We start from the raw sequence: 21883 nt of genomic DNA, 5'->3' as shown, positions 1-21883 counted from the left end.
AATCCTGCAAAAAAAGATTGAATTTACTCCTAAACTTACTGATTCCGGATGAGGGTTCAAATTAAAATCTGCTGCCTCTACTTCGCGGTAGCAATGGTCAGCAAATCTTTATCATGACCGTTCTTTACCACGTTTACATTATCGAAAATCATAGTGGCCCCGTTCTGTGCCGTATACTTTGGCCAGGTGGGTAATCCCGCATGATTAGGGTTGCCGGTCCGGGCAAAGTTTATCCAGGACTGGCTCATTTTGCCGGCCAGCACCTTCGCATTTTTTCCTCCTCCCGTCATTTCCCTGCAACGGTCGATATTGTCAAAAACGAAAGGGAGCTCCATGCAATGCATCGCTTTGAACTGGCCATCCATTACCGGTGACTGCCAGCTGAACAGGTACATATATACCGGAGCGGCCTGAGCAGATTTCATATCTGCCTGCTTAACTGCGCCGGCCCGGAACATGAGATCAAGATCAACATAATTGCCTGGCTGAAGTTTACCCGGGTACGCTTTATTGACCGCCTCGATATAGGCCTGCGATTTATCCCCGTATTGCTTTTTTAAATTTTCATTTACCTGCTCCATAGTCATGTTCCTTAACGCGGGATTAAACGGTGTGAATTCGTTTTTCGTGGTGCCGACAAGCAGGGGAACGTCTTTTGAAATTTCCATTCCTTTCGGATCTGAGACCTGGTATGGCAGGAAGCTGCCGTCCATGCCCGGTCCCCATCCAAAAACCATTGGTGGCTTTCCCTGGGCTTTAAGCTCCCCGGCGACCTTCGCCATTGCTTTTTTCGAAGCAGCATTTAGTTTTTCATAAGGGACATTTTGAAGCTCATCAGCCTGGCCCGGTTGTAAATTAAGCTCAGCAAGTATTGCTGCACTTACCAGTCTTGTCGCTGAACTGTCATTGAAATTATTAAGATAGCTTCCGCTTTGCACAATCGCTTTGTGAAAAAGTCCTTTTGCAGAAGGAGCAAACATTAAGGATGTTACCTTAGCTCCACCTCCCGACTGACCGAATATGGTTATGTTGGCAGGATCTCCACCAAAACCTGCAATGTTTTCCTTTACCCATTCGAGGGCTGCAACGAGGTCAGTAAGTCCAGCATTGGCTGACGATTTATACTTTTCTCCATATGCAGACATGTCAAGAAATCCCAATACATTCAGACGATGGTTCACGGACACCAATACCACGTCACCTTTCTGTGCCAGCTTTTCTCCATCATAAGATGGAAGTTCCACAGATGAGCCCGCAGTAAATCCACCGCCGTGAAACCACACAAGCACAGGTCTTTTCTTCGCGGTACTTATCTCAGGGGTCCATATATTCAGGCTTTGACATTTCTCATTGGTATATCCCCAGTTGTGCTGAAACGGGAATTCACCTTCGTCCATTGTCGTGGTGGTAACGTCCATCGGGCAAACCGGTCCATAGGTCATGGAACTCCTTACACCCTGCCATGAGTCTGGTTTTTGGGCGGCCATGAATCTTTGCGATTTGGCATAGGGAATGCCTTTATACGTATAGATCCCATTGCTACTGTATCCCCTTACTTTACCATAGGCAGTTGTTACAATAGCATAATCTTTACCTGCCCTGACCGGGTCCTGGTCATTTTTTTGAGATGATCCGTTGGTTTGAAATAGTACCAACGTTAAGAAAACAAGCAATATCCGTAGACGCATAATTTATTTTTAGAATTTATCGAAGAAATGTCACTGACAATATACACTAATCAAAATTAACGTTGACCGATTGTGGGAATCAATGTATCCGGGTTTTGTAGGTCTGAGTTTCCGGAATTGTTATATGAACATTTCCAGAATTTATATGTCTGCGTTTCCGGGATTTCTATGTATGAATCCCGGGACCTCTATGTTTGACAAAAAGATCTTCATTTGATTTTTTAGCTATCTTGAAGGCTTAAAAGCGAACCAATGAAAAAAAGTGCCGGCAGGGTTTTGTTATCCCTCGTGTTCATCTTTGTATTAGTCTCTTTCGTAAAACCAGTTCAGACAAATCCCCTTGAAGGCAAATGGGATATCACTATAGTTAAGGATGGGAAAAATTTTCCTTCCTGGCTCGAAGTGGTTCATTCAGGTAACAGTTCAACGGTTGGTTACTTTGTTGGTATATCCGGGAGCTCAAGACCCGTTTCAACGATAAAAATTGAGGGTTCAAAATTCAGCTTCCAGATTCCAAAACAGTGGGAGGATGGTAAGGAAGATCTGAAACTTGAAGGGAATCTTCAGGGTGAAACCATCTCCGGAACGATCACGATGCCTGATACAAAAAGTTATTCGTTTACCGGCAAAAGAGCACCAGCGCTTAAAGCCAAAGCAACGGTTCAGTATGATGCACCAATAACACTGTTTAATGGAAAGGATTTAAGTGGTTGGCAACAACTGGGAACCAAAAAGCAGTGGGTAGCTGCTGATGGGGTTTTAAAAAGCCCCGAATCCGGTTCCAATATCCGTAGCGAAAAAACTTTTACTGATTTCAAGTTACATATCGAGTTCAGGTATCCGAAGGGAAGTAACAGCGGTGTATATCTCAGGGGAAGATATGAAGTGCAGGTTTCTGATAATGCAGGCAGCGAGCCAACCCGCGGTGACTATAGTGCAGTTTATGGCTTTATTGTGCCGAGTGAAATGGCCGCGAAACCTGCAGGCGAATGGCAGTACTTTGATATCACACTGAATGGCCGGATGATAAATGTTGTAGCTAATGGAAAAACGGTAATATGCAATCAGACAATTCCGGGCATTACCGGCGGCGCGCTCGATAGCAACGAGGGCGAACCAGGTCCTATTATGATACAGGGCGATCACGGACCGGTTGAATACCGAAACATCGTCATCACTCCTGCAAAACCTTAACGCGAATTATTACATTATTTGTCATTAAGTGCCATTGTTTAATGTTCAACACCATCAATTCGTTTCTCGCTACAGCGGTCTCTGTTTTTATTTTAACAATGCTGAGTTATCGAACCTCAGCCCAGCCTAATAATTTTTCGGGAACTACTCAGCCGGCTTCTGGTGGCTCCGCATCTTCTTCAAAACGACCGAACATCATCCTGATCGTTTCGGATGATCACGCATACCAGGCAATCAGTGCTTACGGTTCCAAACTGGTACAAACGCCGGGTATAGACAGGATAGCAAAGGAAGGAGTAATTTTTAAAAAAGCCTACGTTACCAACTCGATTTGCGGTCCGAGCCGCGCGGTGATATTAACCGGGAAATACAGTCATAAAAATGGATTCAAGGACAATGTGACTACCCGTTTTGACAGTAGTCAGAATACTTTCATTAAAGAACTGACCGGTGCCGGTTACCAGACCGCATGGATTGGAAAATGGCACCTGCAGGCACTCCCTGCAGGCTTTACTCATTTCCAGGTTTTTCCAGGCCAGGGAAGTTATTATAACCCGGACATAATCATGATGGACGGAACACGCAAGCGCCTTGAGGGTTATGCTTCAAACATAACTGAAGATCTTGCTGAAAAGTGGATGGAAGAAAGGGATACCAGCAAACCGTTTTGCCTGGTAATAGGTCACAAGGCACCACACCGTATGTGGCAACCTGATACCCCGGATCTTGGAAGATTTGATTCAGTTACGTTTCCGTTGCCTCCAAATTTTTACGACGATTACAAGGGCAGGGAAGCCGCAAGGGTGCAGGATATGAGCATTGAAAAAACCATGCGCATGGACTATGACCTGAAAATGTTCGACAGTACTATAAACGAAAACAGCATATTAAGGATGAATGCGGCTCAGCGTACAAAATCTGATGCCTATTATGCGGGAGTCTATGCGGATCTCAGGAAAAAAAATCTTTCCGGCAAAGCACTGATCGAATGGAAATACCAGCGTTATATGAGGGACTACCTCAGCACTGCAGCATCAATGGACCGGAACATAAAGCGGACGCTTGATTATCTCGACAACAAGGGACTTACTGAAAACACTATTGTCATCTATGTTTCCGACCAGGGATTCTACCTTGGGGAACACGGGTGGTTCGATAAACGCTTCATGTATGAAGAGTCGTTCCGAACGCCAATGGTTATGCGCTACCCGGGAAAGATAATACCCGGTACTTCAAACGAGGACCTGGTAATGAATCTTGATATTGGCCCGACCATCCTGGAGGCAGCGGGATTGAAGGTGCCCGATGATATGCAGGGGAGATCTTTCCTCCGGATAGTCTCCAACAACCCCGCCAATAAAGTTGATAAAAAGATGGCCTGGCGCGATGCGATCTTTTATCATTACTATGAACATGGTGAACATTCGGTGTCACCTCATTTTGGTGTCAGTACAAAGAGGTATAAACTTATCCGCTTCTACCAGGATGTAAATAGCTGGGAACTATATGACCTTTCAAAAGATCCACATGAAATGAATAATATCTATGGGGCTAAAGGCACTGAAAAAATTCAAGCTGAGTTATTGAAAAAGCTACATTTCCTCATTGATTATTATGATGATCAGGATGCCAAAAATATATTGATGCAGCATTAACCATGCTTCAATCGCCACGCTTATCATAAGCATTTGTACCAACTATTCGACGGAACAAATGGTTCATCATTGGTTTAGTACAGGTTAATTTCAAAGATTCTGGTTGTTTACATTGTCGGCCTCAGGGAATATAAGGACCTTTTGTTTCACCCCAACCCCAGGCTGGCATAGGCTCGTCGGACTGCATCGTTGTTTCATCCAGGTGAGAATTGATAATCGCTATCCGTGTTCCCCATTCGATATAGGCAACAAAGGCGGAGCGAAATTCCGGATCGGCGGGAACATTCATTTCGTCAGCGGTGGCAATTAATAAACTTGCCCAACGCTGTCGATGGGCTTCAGTCAGATGTTTTCCCAGGTGTTTTTGGATCATTTTGTAATGAGATCCATCTTCTTCAGAATAAAGTTTTGGCCCGCCAAAAACTTCCGCTATGAAATGAGCCACATGCAACTGATGTGAAGGGGACATATGCCTGAAGATCGGTGCGAGAAGATCGTCCTTCAATACTTTTTTATAAAACGCTGTAAATAGAGCCTCTATCACCGGCATGCCGCCGATCCATTCATATAATGTAGGTACTGGTGTGGTGTTGGTCATAATACATTCAATTTAGCAACTTCCTGCTTCAGCCCCAAAAAGAATGGCTGACATGAGCAGCGGTCTACATTGACATGAAAATTTAATTCAATGCCGGATATGATTCTGAGAAATTAGAATTAGTATTGAGCGAACAAAGTCAACATTGCAATGAACAAATTCCCAAACTCTTTTCCATTCAGGCTGGCAGTTTGTTTCCTGGTATGCATCCTGGTGATCTCCCTTAGCCCCGCCCCGACAAAAACAAAAAAGGTGGTAATAGGATATGTTGGTGGCTTCCGTGGTTTGTTAGACCCTTCATTGATCGATGCGGCTAAACTTTCTATAATAAACTACGCGTTCGTAGATGTAAAGAGCAACAGGGCCTGGCTTACCAATGAGGCCACAGATACTACAAACTTCCGCTTACTTAATGGGCTCAAAAAAATAAATCCGCAATTGCAGATTGTCATTTCTATAGGTGGATGGGCATGGAGCGAAAACTTTTCCGATGCCGTTTTGAGCGATACTGCCAGGTTAGCCTTTGCAAAAAGCGCCGTTGGCATCATTGACAAATATCAGTTGGACGGTGTTGATATTGACTGGGAGTATCCTGCGATACCGGGAGAGGCAGGTAATGTTTACAGGCCTGAAGACAAACAAAATTTTACTTTGATGTTCAGGGACCTGCGACTGCAGCTTGACTCAGTCAGCAAAAAAAATAACCGCAAATACCTGCTGACAACGGCCGTTGGTGGTTTCCCCCGGTTCGCCGAAAATACGGAGATGCAAAAGGCTGAACAGTACCTGGATTATGTAAGCCTGATGACTTATGATTTCAGTGGACGGGAAACAGTCGGACATCATACAAATCTTTTTCCCTCCGCAGATTACGAAAAAGAAAACTCAGTGGATAAGGCTGTAAAAACGTTCATGAAGGCTGGAGTGCCAGCCGAAAAACTGGTTGTGGGCCTCGCGTTCTATGGACGCAGCTGGATTCTGGCGGGTGCCGGGGAACCGGTAATGCAGCATAAGGTGCTTTCAACAGCCAGGGGAGGTGGGTTCACCTTTTTGAAAGATAGCCTGCTGGACCAACGCGGATTTAAATCTTATTGGGATAAAAAAGCCAAAGCCCCATATTTGTTTAATGATTCTACCCGCCAGTTTATATCTTATGATGATGAGCGTTCAGTAAAGGACAAGATCAAATATGTGAAGAAACACAAACTCGGAGGCGTTATGTTTTGGGAATACAGCTCCGATCTGAAGAAATACCTGCTCAACACAATTCATCAAAACCTGGAACATTGATAATCACCTGGAACATCAATAATTACCGGAACATCAATAATCACCGGAACATCAATAATCAATTATAAATACAAACTGCATATGAAAAAGTTAATCATCGTATTACTGATTTGTCCCTGCTTACTTACCGCGCAAAGCAGCAAGATAATGGACATGTTAACAGTCAAATCGAAAATCCTGAACATGGACCGGAAGTTTGCAATCTACTTGCCACCCGGTTACGAAACGTCGCAGCGCAGTTACCCCGTACTTTATCTTTTGCATGGTGGGGGCGATGATCACACAGGCTGGGTGCAATTCGGTGAGGTACAGCACATCGCTGATAAGGCTATACTGGAAGGGAAGTCCACTGCGATGATCATCGTTATGCCCGATGCCAATACCACAAGACGTGGTTATTTTAATTCTGTGAAAGGCGACTGGAAGTATGAAGATTTCTTTTTCCAGGAGTTAATGCCTTATGTGGAAAAAACATACCGTATAAAAGCAGAGAAACGCTATCGTGCAGTCAGTGGTTTGTCTATGGGAGGCGGGGGCACGCTCATGTATGCCATGCATCACCCCGAATTGTTTTCCGCGGCCTGTCCTTTAAGCGCTTCAACCGGACCACTTACTATGGAAGACATGCGCAAGAACCTTATCCGTGATAATCCAACCCTTTCCGATACAGATTTGTCAGCATATTATAACCGGCTCAGTGCTGTGGCACTTGTGAACAATATGCCGGATAGTACGAAGAAAGCAGTTCGCTGGTTCATTGATTGCGGAGATGATGATTTTTTGTATGAAGGCAATGCCATGCTGCATGTAGCCATGAGGAAGAAGGAGATTCCGCACGAATTCCGGGTACGCAATGGTGCACATAACTGGACCTACTGGCGGGAGTCACTACCAGAAGTGCTCGAGTTTGTATCGATGAGCTTTCATCAATACTGATATTATTTGTTTCTGAAAACATTACTCACCTGACTTTCCTAAAGCCCCTCTCTGGGGCTTTTACTTTTGCGCTATGACCGAAAACAGGTTAAATTAAGGTAGTTAGACTATTTTATTTGGCCTGAGGAAATGAGAGTAAGGGGCTTGGTAGACACTTAAGTCATACCGTAAAAAAGATTTCTCCACTTCCTTTTTTATTTTGGGCTGATGACAAAATTTGCGGTGTTTTAATTTTCATTGCGGTTTTTTGCGTACTTTTTGAAGGATTACGATTTCTCTAAGCCTTGCCCACCTGCTGAATTATTACTAAAACTAAAAAAATTGCTTATGCAGAAACTAAAGTTCCTTGCATGGATCATCCTATTAGGAGCCATGCCACTTTGCGTTTTCTCCCAGGAACGTACGATTACCGGTACCGTTAAAGATGCTGTCGGAGCACCGGTACCCGGGGCCACCGTTTCACTTAAAGGAACAGACAAGGCCGTTACCGCGGATGAAAACGGATCATTCAGCATCCGTGTTTCAGGTACGGATATAACGCTGGTGTTTTCTTCAGTAAACTTTGAGCCGCAGGAGTTAAAAGTTGGAAGTGCATCGTCTTACAATGTGGTTTTAAAAGAATCGGGGGGCTTGTCGGAGGTAGTAGTAACAGCGATGGGAATTTCAAGGGACAAAAAAGCACTTGGGTATGCTACCCAGGAAGTGAAAGCAGAAGAGCTTACCCGGAATATGCAGCCAAACCTGGTGAATGCATTGCAGGGAAAAGTGGCAGGAGCCACAATCTCAAGCATCGGGGGTGGCCCGGGACAGGGTGCGACTATCCGTATCCGTGGTATCAATTCCATCGACGTAACACAGTCGAATGATCCGCTGTTTGTGATTGATGGCATCATCCTCGATAACAGTACTTCCACATTAGGTTCAGGATCGGGTTACAATGTAAGATCTGTAGGTAATCGTGCTTCAGACGTTAATCCGGAAGATATCGAAACGATAAATATCCTGAAAGGCGGCGCCGCCACTGCTTTATATGGATTACGGGGTGCGAACGGCGTTGTCGTTATTACAACAAAAAAAGGAAAGGGCGAAGGTATCAGGATTGGTGTTAACACTACCTATGGTTTTGAGAATATCAACAAAACGCCGGAAATTCAGAAAGTCTATACTGCCGGAATCCTTGGTGTGTATACGCCGATCGGACTGGGACCCGCCTGGGGCCCAACCATTGCTGAAGCAAAAGCAATCGATCCCACCCACCCGGATGAACTATATGATAATTATGAACAGGCTTACGAGACCGGGCACCAGGTTCGCACTGCCGTCAACCTTTCAGGTGGGGGAGAAAAGGTAAAGTTTTTTTCCTCCCTTTCGTATTTTGACCAGGAGGGTATGTTGCCATTCACTGATTATAAAAACCTCTCGGGAAGATTGAATGTAGATGCAAATATCAGTTCGAAGCTGAAAGCCTCCTTCAATATGAGCTATACCAATTCAGGAGGTTATCGTTATGATGCAGACCGATTCGGTGAAAGCCTGGCATATTTTTCCGGAAGATGGAATGTTAAGGATTACCTGGACGCAGATGGAAATCAGCTCTGGAGAGGAACAAACAATCCAATTTATGGGGCTTATACAAATCGTCTGAAAGATGATGTAAACCGTTTCATCGGAGGTGTTACCCTGGGTTATACGCCATTCAGCTGGTTAAACTTCAGCTATCGCCTCGGTGGTGATATCTATACGGATCATCGTTTCCGGACCGCACCTGGTTTAAAGGGCATTACAAATGAAAGACCATATGATAATGAGGAAGGTTTTGTCGGCGAATACAATATCCACTATCGCGCGGTCAACTCCACTTTCCTGGCTACTATTACACCTAATATCGGCAAAAACTTCAATGCAACTGTAAGGCTTGGTCATGATCTGCTGGACCGGGAGACAAATGCCCGTGGTGTTCTGGGCTCAGTACTTGGGGTTTATGACTGGTATAATCTAAGGAACGCCTCAAGGTACACGGCAAGTGATGAGAGTAGCGCCTATCGCCTGATGGGTATTTTCGGCGAGGCAACCTTAGACTATAAAAATTTTATGTTTTTATCGGTCACCGGCCGGAATGATATTACGTCGACATTACGCAAACCTAATAACTCATTTTTTTATCCGTCAGTCAGTCTGAGTTATTTGTTTTCCCAGCACCTGCAGCTTCCCACTTTTATCAGTTATGCAAAGGCCAGGATTTCCTATGCAAAAATTGGTAAAGACGCTTTGCCGTATGCAACATCGACCGGGTACTCAGCGTACGCGCCGGTTCCTGCAGGTACCGGTTTGCCATCAGGCACCACCGGGTTCACCAGGGGAGCAAATCTCGGTGATCCTAACCTCAGACCGGAGTTTACAAATACTATTGAGGGAGGTCTGGAAATGAGTTTTCTTAAAAACCGGTTAAGCTTCGACGTTACACTCTATCATTCGTTGAGTGAAGATCAGATCATCAATGTAAATATATCATCCGCTACGGGATATGTTCGTGCCGCGGTTAACTCCGGAAGCATGCGCAACAAAGGCATAGAGCTGATCCTGAAAGGAACCCCTATAAAAACAAAAAACGTAACCTGGGACGCGAGCCTCAATTTTTCGGCTAACCGCAACAAAGTTGTCAGCATCCGCGAGGGACTCACTGAAATCGTATATGGTGGAGCAAGTGGCGGATATCTGAATTCGCCGGTCACTATGAAACTAATACCGGGAGAAGCTTATGGAAATATCTATGGCACTCACTATGCCCGCTATTATGGTGGGGATAAAGAGGATCCGGTGCGAACTGATAAGTCAAGGCCAATGATTATCGGTGCAAATGGCTTCCCGGTACTGGCACCCGTATCCAGCCAGAAGTTACTGGGTAACTCACAACCGGACTGGATCGGTGGCCTCACCAATACGGTCTCCTATAAAAACCTGACCTTTTCTGCGCTTATTGATGCCCGTTGGGGAATGGAACGATTTAATCGTCTTGATAACTTCTTTGCTGCATTTGGTATTGCTGATTATACCGTTAACCGGAGGTCCTTCAAAGTGTTTGATGGAGTGCTCGCGGATGGAACGCCGAATACAAAGCAGGTATGGCTCGACCAGAGATTTGGCCCCGATGGAGTTGACTATGGAGAAGGATATTACAGGACCAATTACCGGGCAATTTCAGAACCATTTGTGCAGGATGCATCATGGATCCGTCTTCGGTCTGCAAGCCTTGCATATTCGCTGCCATCAAAATGGCTGCCTAAAAAAGTGATACAAAATCTTACTGTCGCAGTCACCGGTAACAATCTTTGGTTACATACCAAATATTATGGACTTGATCCTGAATCTGTTTCGGCAGACAGTGGAAGTAATGTTGATGGCTCATCAGGTTTTACTTATCCTGCGGCGCGTTCAGTTTTGTTCACCCTTAATGTTGGCTTCTAAAACGAATCTTTATGAACAAGCATTATAAATTATTACTCATCACCTTTTTGTCAGGTGCTCTCATTCTTCAGAGTTGTTCGAAAGACTATTTTGATCTGAATGACAATCCCAACCTGGTGACCACACCATCATTGGCTTCCCTGTTAAGCACGGTTACTCACAAGACCGGGATCAACAGCTACAATGTCGGGGCTATTGCCGCAAACTATGTGCAATACATTGCGAATCCATCCGCTGCAGCGGCCTCGGATATTTACCAGGAAGTTGACTTCACCAGCACCTGGGATGCGCTGTACTTTGCCATGGCGGATATCAGCGACTTAAAAACACAGGCGATCGAACAAAATTCGAGTGAATACCTGGGTGTGGCAAACGTATTATTGTCGTATCATCTTTCACTGGTGAGTGATTTATGGGGCGATGCACCATTCAGCGAAGCTTTCCAATCCACCAATTTCACGCCTAAATATGATGGCCAGGAAGATCTTTATAAAACCAGCATGACACTGATCGATTCTGCTATTGTTCAGCTTGCCAGGACCGATGCTCCGATCAAACTGCTCGCCGCAAAAGATCTTATACATGGAGGAGCCCGGGCCAAATGGCTGCTCACGGCTTATGCGCTCAAAGCCAGGTTGCTGAACAAGGTCAGTAAAACGCCAACCTATAATCCTGCTGCTGTACTTGCTGCCGTAAATAACGCTTACAAATCAAATGCGGACGATGCGGGCATGGCCTCCTTTTTTACAAGGAACCCCTGGGCACAGATTGCCGTGAATAACGCAGGCCTAACGCTTAGCGGCTGGTTATCTGAGCAGTTCATTGATCATCTGAACGGGAAAACATATGGCATTTTTGATCCAAGGCTCAGAAAGATCACCCGTCCCACGGTAACAGGAACTTTTATTGGTACCACTAATGGTGCAGGTAACCGCCCGCCTGGAAACAATACGGTGAAAGATGAAAACTATGTTGATTCGACTTCGCCATGGACGGGTACAAGTTCTCCGCTGCTGATAGTAACTTATGCAGAATTGAAGTTTGTGGAAGCCGAAGCGGCACTCGCTTCTGATCCTGCCAGGGCCTACGCCGCTTACCAGGCGGGCATCGTAGCTAACATGGATAAGTTACAGGTTCCAGCTGGCACAGAAAGAACAGCGTATCTTGCCGCTGCCGCAGTCGGAGCTGCAAATCTTACGAAGGACCTGATATTTAAAGAAAAGTATATCGCCACTTATTTAAATCCTGAGGCCTGGAACGATGCGCGCCGGTTCAACTATGCATACAAGGATTTCACGTTGCCGCAAAACGCAGTGCTTACCACTTTCATTCGCAGGCTTGCATACCCGAGTGGCGAAAGATCCAAAAACGGAAAAAATATACCGACAGTCGGTTCGCTCGCCGACAGGTTGTGGTGGGATAAATAACAACAGGTGTTGAATTGTATTAATTAGCATGCTTTATAAGAATGAAAGCATGCTAATTATTTTTGAAAACCATGATAACTGTTTCAAGTTTAATGTTCATGAAGATCAAACAAGTGTTTACGACCATCCTGGTTTGTACCATAGGATGGCTGGAATTATCTGCCCAGGAATTTTCAATGGCCTCGGTTACCGGATATCCTTTTGCTTCCGGACTCACAAGTGCCACATCCGGGTCTAAGATTGCCGTTGCTATCAATGAAAAAGGTAAACGTAATATATATACTGCCGGGGGACCATTGTTTAATCTTAAGAAAATTACTCAGTACGATGAAGATGAAGGGCAGGAGATCACCGGCATTACCATCTCACCGGACGGTAACAGTATTCTTTATGTAAGAGGAGGCGATCATGGTGCATTTGCAGAGAGTGTACCCAGAAATCCTTCAGCAAAAACATCTGCGCCGAGGGTACTCATATATCATGTTCCGTTTGATGGTGGCACTCCTGTTTTGATCGATGAAGGCGATCATCCGATCTTTCATCCAAAAAATAATACCGTCACCTATCTTAAGAACGAACAGGTATGGTCGGCTTCTTTGTCCGGAAAGCCTATGCCGGGAAGACTCTTTTTTGCCCGCGGCAGAACAGGTTCGATCAGCTGGTCGCCTGATGGAACAGCACTGGCGTTCGTATCATCCCGTGGTAACCATTCCTTCATCGGGATATTCCGGGATTCTGTGAGCCCTGTTCAATGGATATCTCCAGACTTCGCCAGGGATGTTTCACCTGCATGGAGCAAGGATGGAAAAAAAATCATATTTGCAAGAACCTCCGCCAGGGGTGGCAAACCTGATTCGCTTACGAGCCGGACCCCTTCTCCCTGGATCCTGTGTATCGCAGACGCCACTACGGGTATGCTGAAAAAGCTTTGGGAGTCTCCAAAGACCTTAAGAGGATCTATACCGGATACACATGGCCGTTATAACCTGCTCACTTCATCAAACGGCAAAGTGGTGTTTATGTCGGCGCATGATGGCTGGTCACATCTTTACTCCATAGATTCTGCCGGTGGTAAGCCGTTGCAACTCACCTCGGGAAAGTTTATGCTGGAACATATAGAACTAAGTGCCGATGGCAATTTCGCTATTGCCAGCGCTAATACGGGACCTGACAAGGACGATCTCGACCGCAGGCACATCGTCAAAGTTCCATTCGATAAGGCGGCCATGGAAGTGCTTACACCGGGAACTGGTATAGAATCTTTCCCGGTAATGACCGGTGATGGGGCCAACATCGCATATATCAGTGCAACGGCGCAGGTTCCCGGTTTACTAACGATCATGAATACCCTGAATAAACAAAGCCGGGTCATCGGCAAAGAATTGCTTCCGCCCGATTTCCCGGTTTCACAGCTGGTGACGCCGAAATCTGTAAGCTTCAAGGCGTCGGACGGTAATACTGTGTATGGACAGTTATTCGAACCCAAAACCGGTACCGGAAAAAAACCAGCCATTGTTTTTATTCATGGCGGTCCTTCAAGACAGATGTTGCTCGGATGGCATTATGGAGATTATTATTCAAACACATATGCACTAAATCAGTACCTGGCAAATATGGGTTTTGTGGTGCTTGCAGTCAACTATCGTTTGGGTATTGGCTACGGATACGATTTTCAGCACCCCGTAAAAGGCGGATACTTCGGTGCGTCAGAATACCTGGATATAAAAGCAGCGGGTGAATGGCTTAAAGTCCAACCCCAGGTAGATGCTTCAAGGATCGGTGTGTATGGTGGCTCTTACGGCGGATATCTTACTGCACTTGCACTTGGCCGTGACTCGAAATTATTTGCTGCTGGGGTTGATATTCACGGAGTGCATAATCATCTGAACTTAAGTCCGCCCCTGGATGGAGAACAGGCGCCTGACGCACCGCTTGCCCGCAAGCTGCTCTGGGAGTCGTCACCGGTATCCTGGGTCAAAGGGATGACATCGCCGGTCCTTTTTATTCATGGTGACGATGATGGTAACGTTGGCTTTGATGAAAGCATTGACCTCGTAAGGCGTTTTCAACAGGAAGGAAAACCTTTTGAAAGCCTGGTGATCCCTGATGAAACGCATCATTGGATGAGGTATGAAAATACGGTAAGGGTAAATGAAGCTGTGGCCGATTTTCTGAAAAGAAAATTAATGAAGAGTCAAAGAAATTAATGTCAACCTATAGAAGCGGTCAAGGATGATATCTGTGATAGATGGATACCGCCCGCTTCGGATAGATGAAAAATCTATAAGCGTTCACTTGTATTAATAGAATATGATAAGGTAGTAAACTACCTGTTGTTCCTGGTTTTAAGCTGCGGCTTATTAAGCGCCCAGCAAAAAACAGCTGCTGTTCCTCCCGGACTCGATCAGTATATTGAGAAAGTACTTAAAACATTCAACGTTCCGGGTGTATCCGTTTCTATCGTAAAAGATGGACAGGTAATGCTGTCAAAAGGTTATGGTGTAAAAAAAATGGGCACCAATGAAAAGGTTGATGAAAATACCCTTTTCCTGATTGCCTCAAATACCAAAGCATTTACTGCAACGGCACTGGCCATACTTGTAGAAGAAGGTAAATTAAAATGGAACGATAAGGTCATCGATCATCTGCCCTGGTTCCGGATGAGTGATGATTATATTACAACACATCTGACTGTTCGTGATTTACTGGTGCATCATAGCGGCCTGCCGGCCTATGCTGGTGATGCCCTATTATTTCCTCCATCTACCTACTCAAGAAAAGAAATACTTCAAAAGCTACCTGTACTTCCGATAGTTCATGACTTCCGTACTACCTATGCATATGATAATATCCTTTACCTGGCCGCAGGAGAGGTGATCGGTGCAGCATCGGGAATGTCATGGGAAGATTTTGTACGCGTCCGGATTTTGAATAAACTGGGTATGAGTCGAACCATTTCAAGGTTCTCGGAGATCAAAGAACAGTCTAATGTATCAGCTTCACATGCAAGATCCGCGGACCGTGTTAAGGTGGCTGACAAATTTATGGATCAGAACATCGGTGACGCCGGTAACCCGGCCGGGGGGATAGTTTCGACAGCTGCAGATATGGCCAAATGGATAATCGCCCAACTTGATTCGGGCCGTATCGCCGGCAAAGCACCACTGTTTAAACCGACCACCACTGTGGAGCTATGGAAAGTAGTAAGGCCCATTCCCGTGACAAAGGTTCCCGATTATCTCAAGCCACTGCAGTCCGATTATTTTGGTTATGCACTTGGTTTTCGTACCTATAACTATAAACAATATAAGGTTGTGGGGCACGGTGGGGCATTAAAAGGATTTGTCTCCCAGATTGCGATGGTGCCGGATCTTAATCTCGGGATCACAGTGCTTACCAACCAATCTAATACAGCCGCATATTGGTCCATCATCTACCAGATCCTTGATTATTACATGCAGTTCAAACCGTATGACTGGATCGGAGCTCACAAAAGACAACAGGATAGTGCACTTGTCTCGACGCGCGAAGCGAGACGGAAATTTGTGTTGAAACGCGATTCGTTATCAAAGCCGTCACTACCGGTTGAGCAATATGCCGGAGTTTACGAGGATAAATTATTAGGAGAGATAGTAATTGCAAAAGAAGGTCCCGGCATGGTTATGCGGTTTTCCCATTCGTTCCAGTTTGTGGCTGACCTGGAGCATTTTCAATACAATACATTTTTAGCGAAATTCAGGGATCGGGAATTTTCAGCTGATGCTTACCTGAATTTCAACATCAATGCGAAAGGAGCGATTGAATCGGCGAGATTACAAGTGCTTGATCCTGCTTCGCAGATCGACTTTGATGATATGGAACTTAAACCGATTCAAAGAAAAAAAATGGACACAACTGATCTGAAAAATAATATTACCGGCCAACTAATTCAGCATCCTGAAGGCACATTTGCTTTGGCTTTTAAAGATCTCAGTAACGGTCAAACGCTTTTTATGAATGAGCGGGCTGTGTTTCACGCAGCCAGCACCATGAAAACGCCGGTAATGATTGAGGCATACAAACAGGCTGCAGCCGGGAAGTTCAAAATAACTGATTCTATACTGGTGAAGAATCAATTTAAAAGCATCGTTGATGGGAGCCTGTATTCGCTGAGTCCGAATGATGACAGCGAATATGATCTTTATGAAAAGCTGAATACCAGGCTACCGGTTTACGATGTGTTACACCGGATGATCACGCGTAGCAGTAACCTTGCAACAAATCTGATGATTGACCTTGTCGGTGCGCAGAATGCCAATGCTACCATGCGGGGAATGGGTGCCGCGGACATACAGGTGGTTCGTGGTGTAGAAGACAACAAGGCATTTCAGAAAGGGCTCAACAACACGACTACCGCCTACGATCTGATGATTATCATGGAAGCACTTGCAATGAGCAAGGCGGTAGATGCAAAATCATCGGAGGAAATGATTGGTATTCTTATGGATCAGAAACTGCGTGATAAGATCCCGCGAAAATTGCCCCCCGAAGTAAAAGTTGCCTGCAAAACAGGCTCTATAACGGCGGTGTCTCATGACTCAGGTATTGTTTATCTTCCCGATGGCCGCAAATATGTTTTGGTGCTGTTATCAAAGGGAGTAAAAGACCTGGATGATGTCAACAATACCCTGGCAAATATCTCAAGACTCATTTATGATTACATGGTACAATGATAACATATCCGATGCCCGGATCCCGGCCAAATAAACAGGGCTGCGGCGTTTATAATTTATCAATTTCCCTTAGATTTAAAAATGATTCCCCGTTTTAAGTACATCATTTTTTGTTGCTTTTTAGGCGCGTGTAATTTTCCATCTACAAAAAACAAAAACGCAGATTGGCCCGAATACAATGGCGGTCCTGATAAAAATCATTATTCCGCATTAGCGGAAATCAACAAAGAAAATCTTTCTAACCTCGAAGTCGCCTGGGTTTATCACAGTGGTGGTGCAGACACTGTAAACAACAGGACGCAGATGCAATGCAACCCTGTTATCATTGACGGAATCATGTACGGAGTCTCCGCCGATTCGCAGGCATTTGCAGTACAGGCAGATAACGGAAAGGAACTTTGGAAAACAACCTTCAGGGATGAAACTTTTTCCATGACCAGCCGGGGTGTAACCTTCTTCGCCAATGAAGGAAAACCAATCATATTTTTCGGTTTTGGCGAGTGGCTGTATGCTTTGGATGCAGCTTCGGGTAAGCCGGTATCTACATTCGGTTCCGGTGGAAAGATCAATCTCCGGGATGGACTGTTAAGACCCGGCGCCGATAAATACGTAGTTTATAATACACCCGGAATCATCCACAAAAATCTGTTGATTGCTGGTGCGCGCGTTGCTGAAGGTCCAACGGCATTGCCGGGTGACATACGTGCCTTCGATGTTCATACAGGCAAAGTTGTCTGGACATTCAAAACCATTCCTGAAAACAACGAGCCAGGTTCGGAGACCTGGCCGAAAGATGCAAGAAACAACAATGGTGGTGCCAACTCATGGATGGGAATGGCCATAGACCGGGAAAACGAAATTGTTTATGCACCAACCGGGTCAGCGTCTTTTGATTTCTATGGCGGTGACCGGAAAGGCGATAATCTCTATGCCAATTCTTTACTGGCACTTGATGCGAATACGGGTAAACGTATCTGGCATTTTCAACTTGTACACCACGATATCTGGGATCGGGATCCGCCTGCTCCGCCAAATCTTGTAACTATCCGAAAAAATAACGCAGATATTGAGTCAGTGGTTCAACTAAGCAAGCAGGGGTTTATGTTTGTCTTTGACCGTAAAACGGGAGAACCAGTGTTCCCGGTTGAAGAAAGGAATGTACCACCATCTGAAGTGCCAGGTGAATATGCAGCTGCAACCCAGCCCTTTCCCGTATTGCCGGAGCCTTTCACCCGGCAAAAATTTACAGAAGACGATTTACGGCCGGATGTCTCTAACCGCGATTCCGTATTAGCACAATTGCGGCGAAGCAATACCGGCCGGCCATTTATACCGTTGAGTTCGAAGCGCACCCTGTTTTTTCCCGGAACCGATGGGGGAGCACAGTGGGGAGGTGCAGCGGTAGATCCGGAGAATATTATCTATATCCCGGCAAAAGAGGTCCCGGTCTTTTCATCCCTGGTTCCAACACCTAAGGCGTCTGGCAAAAATCCTAAAGAAGCTTTATACCAGGTGCACTGCGGTTCCTGCCATGGTGCTGAAAAACGAGGCGACCACGGTGGTACATATCCGTCTCTAACGGATATAGGTAGCCGATATTCCGGCACACAATTGTTGGAGATCATTAATAAAGGAAGGGGCATGATGCCATCCCTTGCCCATATCAGTAAAAATGAAAAGGAAGCTGTCATTGCATACCTGCTGGGAAGCAAATCCGGAGACTCCATAACGGGAGAGCGGCTCTCCACAAATCCTTACGTTATTACTGGTTACAACCGTTGGTATGATAGCGCAGGTTACCCGGTGAATACCCCACCATGGGGAACGCTGACTGCAATTAATCTTTCAACCGGAAAGCGACTGTGGCAGGTGCCGCTGGGTGAATATGCGAGCCTGAAGGCCAAAGGAGTTCCGGCAACAGGTACCGATAATTATGGCGGGCCGCTGGTCACAGCCAGTGGGTTAATTTTTATCGCTGCCACACCAGATAAAAAGTTCCGCGCTATAGATAAAAAAGATGGAAGAACGCTCTGGGCACACGACCTTCCTGCCGCAGGTTTCGCTTCGCCTTCAACCTATATGGCCAATGGAAAACAATACATAGTTATCGCTTGCGGAGGAGGCAAATTAAAGGGAAAGTCCGGGGATAGTTACGTTGCATTTGCCGTCAAAAAATAATGGGCATAATCTCATTTGATCGCCTTTGCCAGGTTACCAATGGCAGCGGGTATCGCCAGGGGTTGCTTACCAATGATCACAGCCGCAAGCTGAATGACAGCGGTGCCTATATTGATGACCTTCTGAACTTTTTTTATCTGTAATATGGTTTTGTCAAGCTCCCCGGTAAGGGATTTAATGGATTTCAGGGTGTCATCTGCCTCCTGTATTTCCAGTGTGGTTGACAGGGCAAGCATATCTTCGCCCGCATTTAATATGGACCATTGCTTATCGGCCAGGGCCTGGTTCTCATCACGGCTAAGCTTCTTCCAGTTTGAAAAACGGTAATTGCCTATTGACTGGGCTAGTCCCAGAAAATTTTTTGCCAGCTCTGCTGCCTGGTCCGCGGTCAGGTTCTCCATGGCTGAATGTATTTGTTGTGTTTACAATTTTTTGAAATCAACTATGAGATCCTGTAAGTCGGCAGAATATCCGCCAAGTATTGACTGTATCTCCTTTACCGAAAGTTTATTCCTGTTCTCAAAAAGTTTTTGATGTCCGTTAGCTATAACAGTAAGACTCTTTGAGAATGTATTCAACTGTTCTTGTCTCAAAGAAATGGAATCAATTTCCCGGTAATAGTCTGATGCAAGTTTCACCCTGTCATAACCCGTAAGTTTCTCCATCAATAATTCAGAGTGGAGTGCAAAGTTTCTTTCTTTTTGAAAATTAAGTTCCATTACGAGGTTGCCTATAGAAGTCTTGAAAAGCCCGACCAGGACCTGTATATGCGGATTGCCTGTCTCGATCACCTGCCTGATCTTTTGTGTACGGTATCCTTCGGTAAAGGCCTGCGTTAACAGGCGACCAAGACCGCTGTACGCAGTCACGGTATTTTTGTCAATCGTCAATGGCCCGAATTTCCCTTCGGTTAAAGCTTCGTTCAAAGATTTTGTCTCGATGGCAGTAAGATTTCCTTCTGAAATCGCTCCGAGGCTCTTAAAATAAGCAGCCAATGTTTTGTATACTTTGGTTGTGGCTTTATCTGCATCAGAAAATAAACTGCAATCACACTTAACGGCAGTATCGCGAAGAATAACATTTCGCCGGATAAGATCAAACTGACAACGCCGTTCACAAAAGCTGCTGTATGTTACAGGCATCTCCTCATAGATCGCCAGGCTTTTTAACGACTTGTCTGATAGCTCTGATACCGGCTTCAAGGAGATACATCCGGAAAGAGAAAACAACAAGGCAATGATGAGTAGTCCTCGTGAAAGTATATCTGGTCTGTGCATAGCGACGGTTTTGTTTGATCCCAATGCTGCCGGATGGGATACGGGTTTGCTTCTCAAAGCGTGCTGAAATCCTAATTTAAACAAATCCCGGCTTTTGATAAATTTAATATCAGGGCAATGTGCAGTGTTTATGGCCAGGTTTGCCTGTATGCGAATGATTCAAAGATCAGCCTCATCTATTTAAAGGGATCCGTGACAGTGATAAGGATTTTGTCGATTTTGTTTTCATCCATATCGATTACCTCGAAAACAAACTGTTTCCATTTTACTTTCTCACCGGTGACCGGCATGTGATTAAGCTGCGACAAGATCAGTCCCCCCAGGGTATTGAAGTCTCCGCTGTTTTCTTCCTGTGAGATATCAAAAAAATGCAGGAACTCGAAGAAAGGGAACTGTCCATCAGCCAGCCAGGTATTATCATCCCGTTTATTGATCTGGTATTCGTTCTGATTATATTCCGATGTATCACCTACCAGGGCATCAACAATATCATCCATGCTTACCATCCCCTGTACGCGCCCATATTCATCCACGACAAACGCGTAATGAATCCGGTTTTCTTTAAACTTGTCAAGCACCTTATACGCTGAGGTGTTTTCATGCACCATTAACGGTTGCCTTATAAAGTCAGACAGCCTGAACGGTGTGGTGCTGAAGTCCTTTGGGAAAATATCTTTGACAGACACAATGCCCAATAACTTGTCGAGATTTTTTTGCACAACCGGGTAAACCGAATGAGCTTCTTCACCAGCTTTTGATTTAATGCTTTCAATTGACTCATCCAGGTCAAAATAAACAAGGTCATTGCGATGGGTCATTAATTGTGTCACTTTCCGATCACCAAGTGCGAATACCCTATGAACTATACTCTGTTCGATCTGTTGAATTTCACCGCCTTCAGCGCTCTCCTGGACCATGGCTTTGATTTCCTCTTCACTTACGATTCCTTCTTTCTGATGTCTGAGTCCAAACAGTCCAAGCACAAGATCATTCGTTCTGACCAGTAACCAGATGAACGGCTTCGTGATCACAGAAATGAATTTCATTGGTCCTGCAACGAACGATGCGATTGCTTCGGGAAACATAAGACCTATTCTTTTCGGTATCAGTTCACCAAATACGATAGAAAAAAAAGTGATGATGATGACAATCAGGATCACGGAAACCATTTCTGCATATGGTGCCAGGAAACTGACCTTTTCCACCGCACGTTGCACATTCAGGGTCAATGTATCCCCGCTAAAGATACCGGTCAGGATTCCGATCAGCGTTATGCCAATCTGAACGGTCGACAGAAAAGTATTTGGATTGTTTGCAAGATCCAGCGCCCGCTTCGCATTTGAATTTCCTTTTTTAGCGGCGCTCTCGAGTTTGAACTTCCTCGCGGACACAAGTGCAATCTCACTCATGGAAAAAACGCCATTGAGGAGTATTAGAAAAATAATAATTAAGATCTCCATGAT

14 protein-coding genes are annotated in these 21883 nt (G+C 45.2%); 9 read left to right on the top strand and 5 right to left on the bottom strand.

Going from position 1 to position 21883, the window contains the following annotated elements; genetic code table 11:
• Positions 1-77: 77 nt before the first annotated feature.
• Positions 78-1688, bottom strand: a complete 1611-nt coding sequence (locus tag ACX0G7_RS18870) for a carboxylesterase/lipase family protein (protein ID WP_458925075.1) — start codon at positions 1686-1688, stop codon at positions 78-80.
• A 252-nt stretch (positions 1689-1940) separates the two neighbouring features.
• Here ACX0G7_RS18870 and ACX0G7_RS18865 point away from each other — a divergent pair, with 252 nt between their 5' ends.
• Together ACX0G7_RS18865 and ACX0G7_RS18860 are read left to right on the top strand one after the other, a co-directional pair.
• A complete protein-coding gene (locus tag ACX0G7_RS18865; protein ID WP_458925074.1) occupies positions 1941-2882 on the top strand; it encodes a 3-keto-disaccharide hydrolase in 942 nt (313 codons plus the stop codon).
• A gap of 98 nt (positions 2883-2980) precedes the next feature.
• Positions 2981-4537 carry a sulfatase family protein gene (locus tag ACX0G7_RS18860; RefSeq protein ID WP_458925073.1) on the top strand — a complete coding sequence of 519 codons (1557 nt, stop codon included), beginning with the start codon at positions 2981-2983 and terminating at the stop codon, positions 4535-4537.
• A 121-nt stretch (positions 4538-4658) separates the two neighbouring features.
• Here ACX0G7_RS18860 and ACX0G7_RS18855 read toward each other — a convergent pair whose 3' ends face one another.
• Positions 4659-5135 carry a group II truncated hemoglobin gene (locus tag ACX0G7_RS18855; protein WP_458925072.1) on the bottom strand — a complete coding sequence of 159 codons (477 nt, stop codon included), beginning with the start codon at positions 5133-5135 and terminating at the stop codon, positions 4659-4661.
• Between the two features lie 150 nt (positions 5136-5285).
• On the opposite strand from ACX0G7_RS18855, the gene ACX0G7_RS18850 reads away from it, so the two are divergent.
• The 7 genes from ACX0G7_RS18850 (at position 5286) to ACX0G7_RS18820 (ending at position 19143) form a co-directional block, all read left to right on the top strand.
• The gene (locus tag ACX0G7_RS18850; RefSeq protein WP_458925071.1) at positions 5286-6425 is read left to right on the top strand and encodes a glycoside hydrolase family 18 protein; all 1140 of its coding nucleotides are present in this window, start codon (positions 5286-5288) and stop codon (positions 6423-6425) included.
• Positions 6426-6506: 81 nt separating this feature from the next.
• Positions 6507-7361, top strand: a complete 855-nt coding sequence (locus tag ACX0G7_RS18845; RefSeq protein WP_458925070.1) for an alpha/beta hydrolase — start codon at positions 6507-6509, stop codon at positions 7359-7361.
• A gap of 327 nt (positions 7362-7688) precedes the next feature.
• Positions 7689-10826, top strand: a complete 3138-nt coding sequence (locus ACX0G7_RS18840; RefSeq protein ID WP_458925069.1) for a SusC/RagA family TonB-linked outer membrane protein — start codon at positions 7689-7691, stop codon at positions 10824-10826.
• Positions 10827-10837: 11 nt separating this feature from the next.
• Positions 10838-12253 carry a SusD/RagB family nutrient-binding outer membrane lipoprotein gene (locus tag ACX0G7_RS18835; RefSeq protein ID WP_458925068.1) on the top strand — a complete coding sequence of 472 codons (1416 nt, stop codon included), beginning with the start codon at positions 10838-10840 and terminating at the stop codon, positions 12251-12253.
• 98 nt (positions 12254-12351) lie between these two features.
• Positions 12352-14460: a S9 family peptidase gene (locus ACX0G7_RS18830; protein WP_458925067.1), complete on the top strand. Its 2109-nt coding sequence runs from the start codon at positions 12352-12354 to the stop codon at positions 14458-14460.
• Between the two features lie 126 nt (positions 14461-14586).
• Positions 14587-16965, top strand: a complete 2379-nt coding sequence (locus ACX0G7_RS18825) for a serine hydrolase (RefSeq protein ID WP_458925066.1) — start codon at positions 14587-14589, stop codon at positions 16963-16965.
• 81 nt (positions 16966-17046) lie between these two features.
• Entirely contained in the window at positions 17047-19143 is a 2097-nt protein-coding gene (locus ACX0G7_RS18820) for an outer membrane protein assembly factor BamB family protein (protein ID WP_458925065.1), read from the top strand.
• Between the two features lie 11 nt (positions 19144-19154).
• Here ACX0G7_RS18820 and ACX0G7_RS18815 read toward each other — a convergent pair whose 3' ends face one another.
• From ACX0G7_RS18815 to ACX0G7_RS18805, 3 genes are all read right to left on the bottom strand, one after another.
• Positions 19155-19544 (bottom strand): hypothetical protein, encoded by a 390-nt coding sequence (locus tag ACX0G7_RS18815; RefSeq protein WP_458925064.1) that lies wholly within the window; start codon positions 19542-19544, stop codon positions 19155-19157.
• A 21-nt stretch (positions 19545-19565) separates the two neighbouring features.
• On the bottom strand, positions 19566-20420 hold the full coding sequence (locus ACX0G7_RS18810; RefSeq protein ID WP_458925063.1) for a hypothetical protein: 855 nt from the start codon (positions 20418-20420) through the stop codon (positions 19566-19568).
• A gap of 176 nt (positions 20421-20596) precedes the next feature.
• On the bottom strand, positions 20597-21880 hold the full coding sequence (locus ACX0G7_RS18805) for a hemolysin family protein (protein ID WP_458925062.1): 1284 nt from the start codon (positions 21878-21880) through the stop codon (positions 20597-20599).
• Between the last annotated feature and the right edge of the window lie 3 nt (positions 21881-21883).

The sequence above is a fragment of the Flavitalea antarctica genome (assembly GCF_054461535.1).
This window is presented reverse-complemented; position numbering and strand designations above follow the sequence as displayed.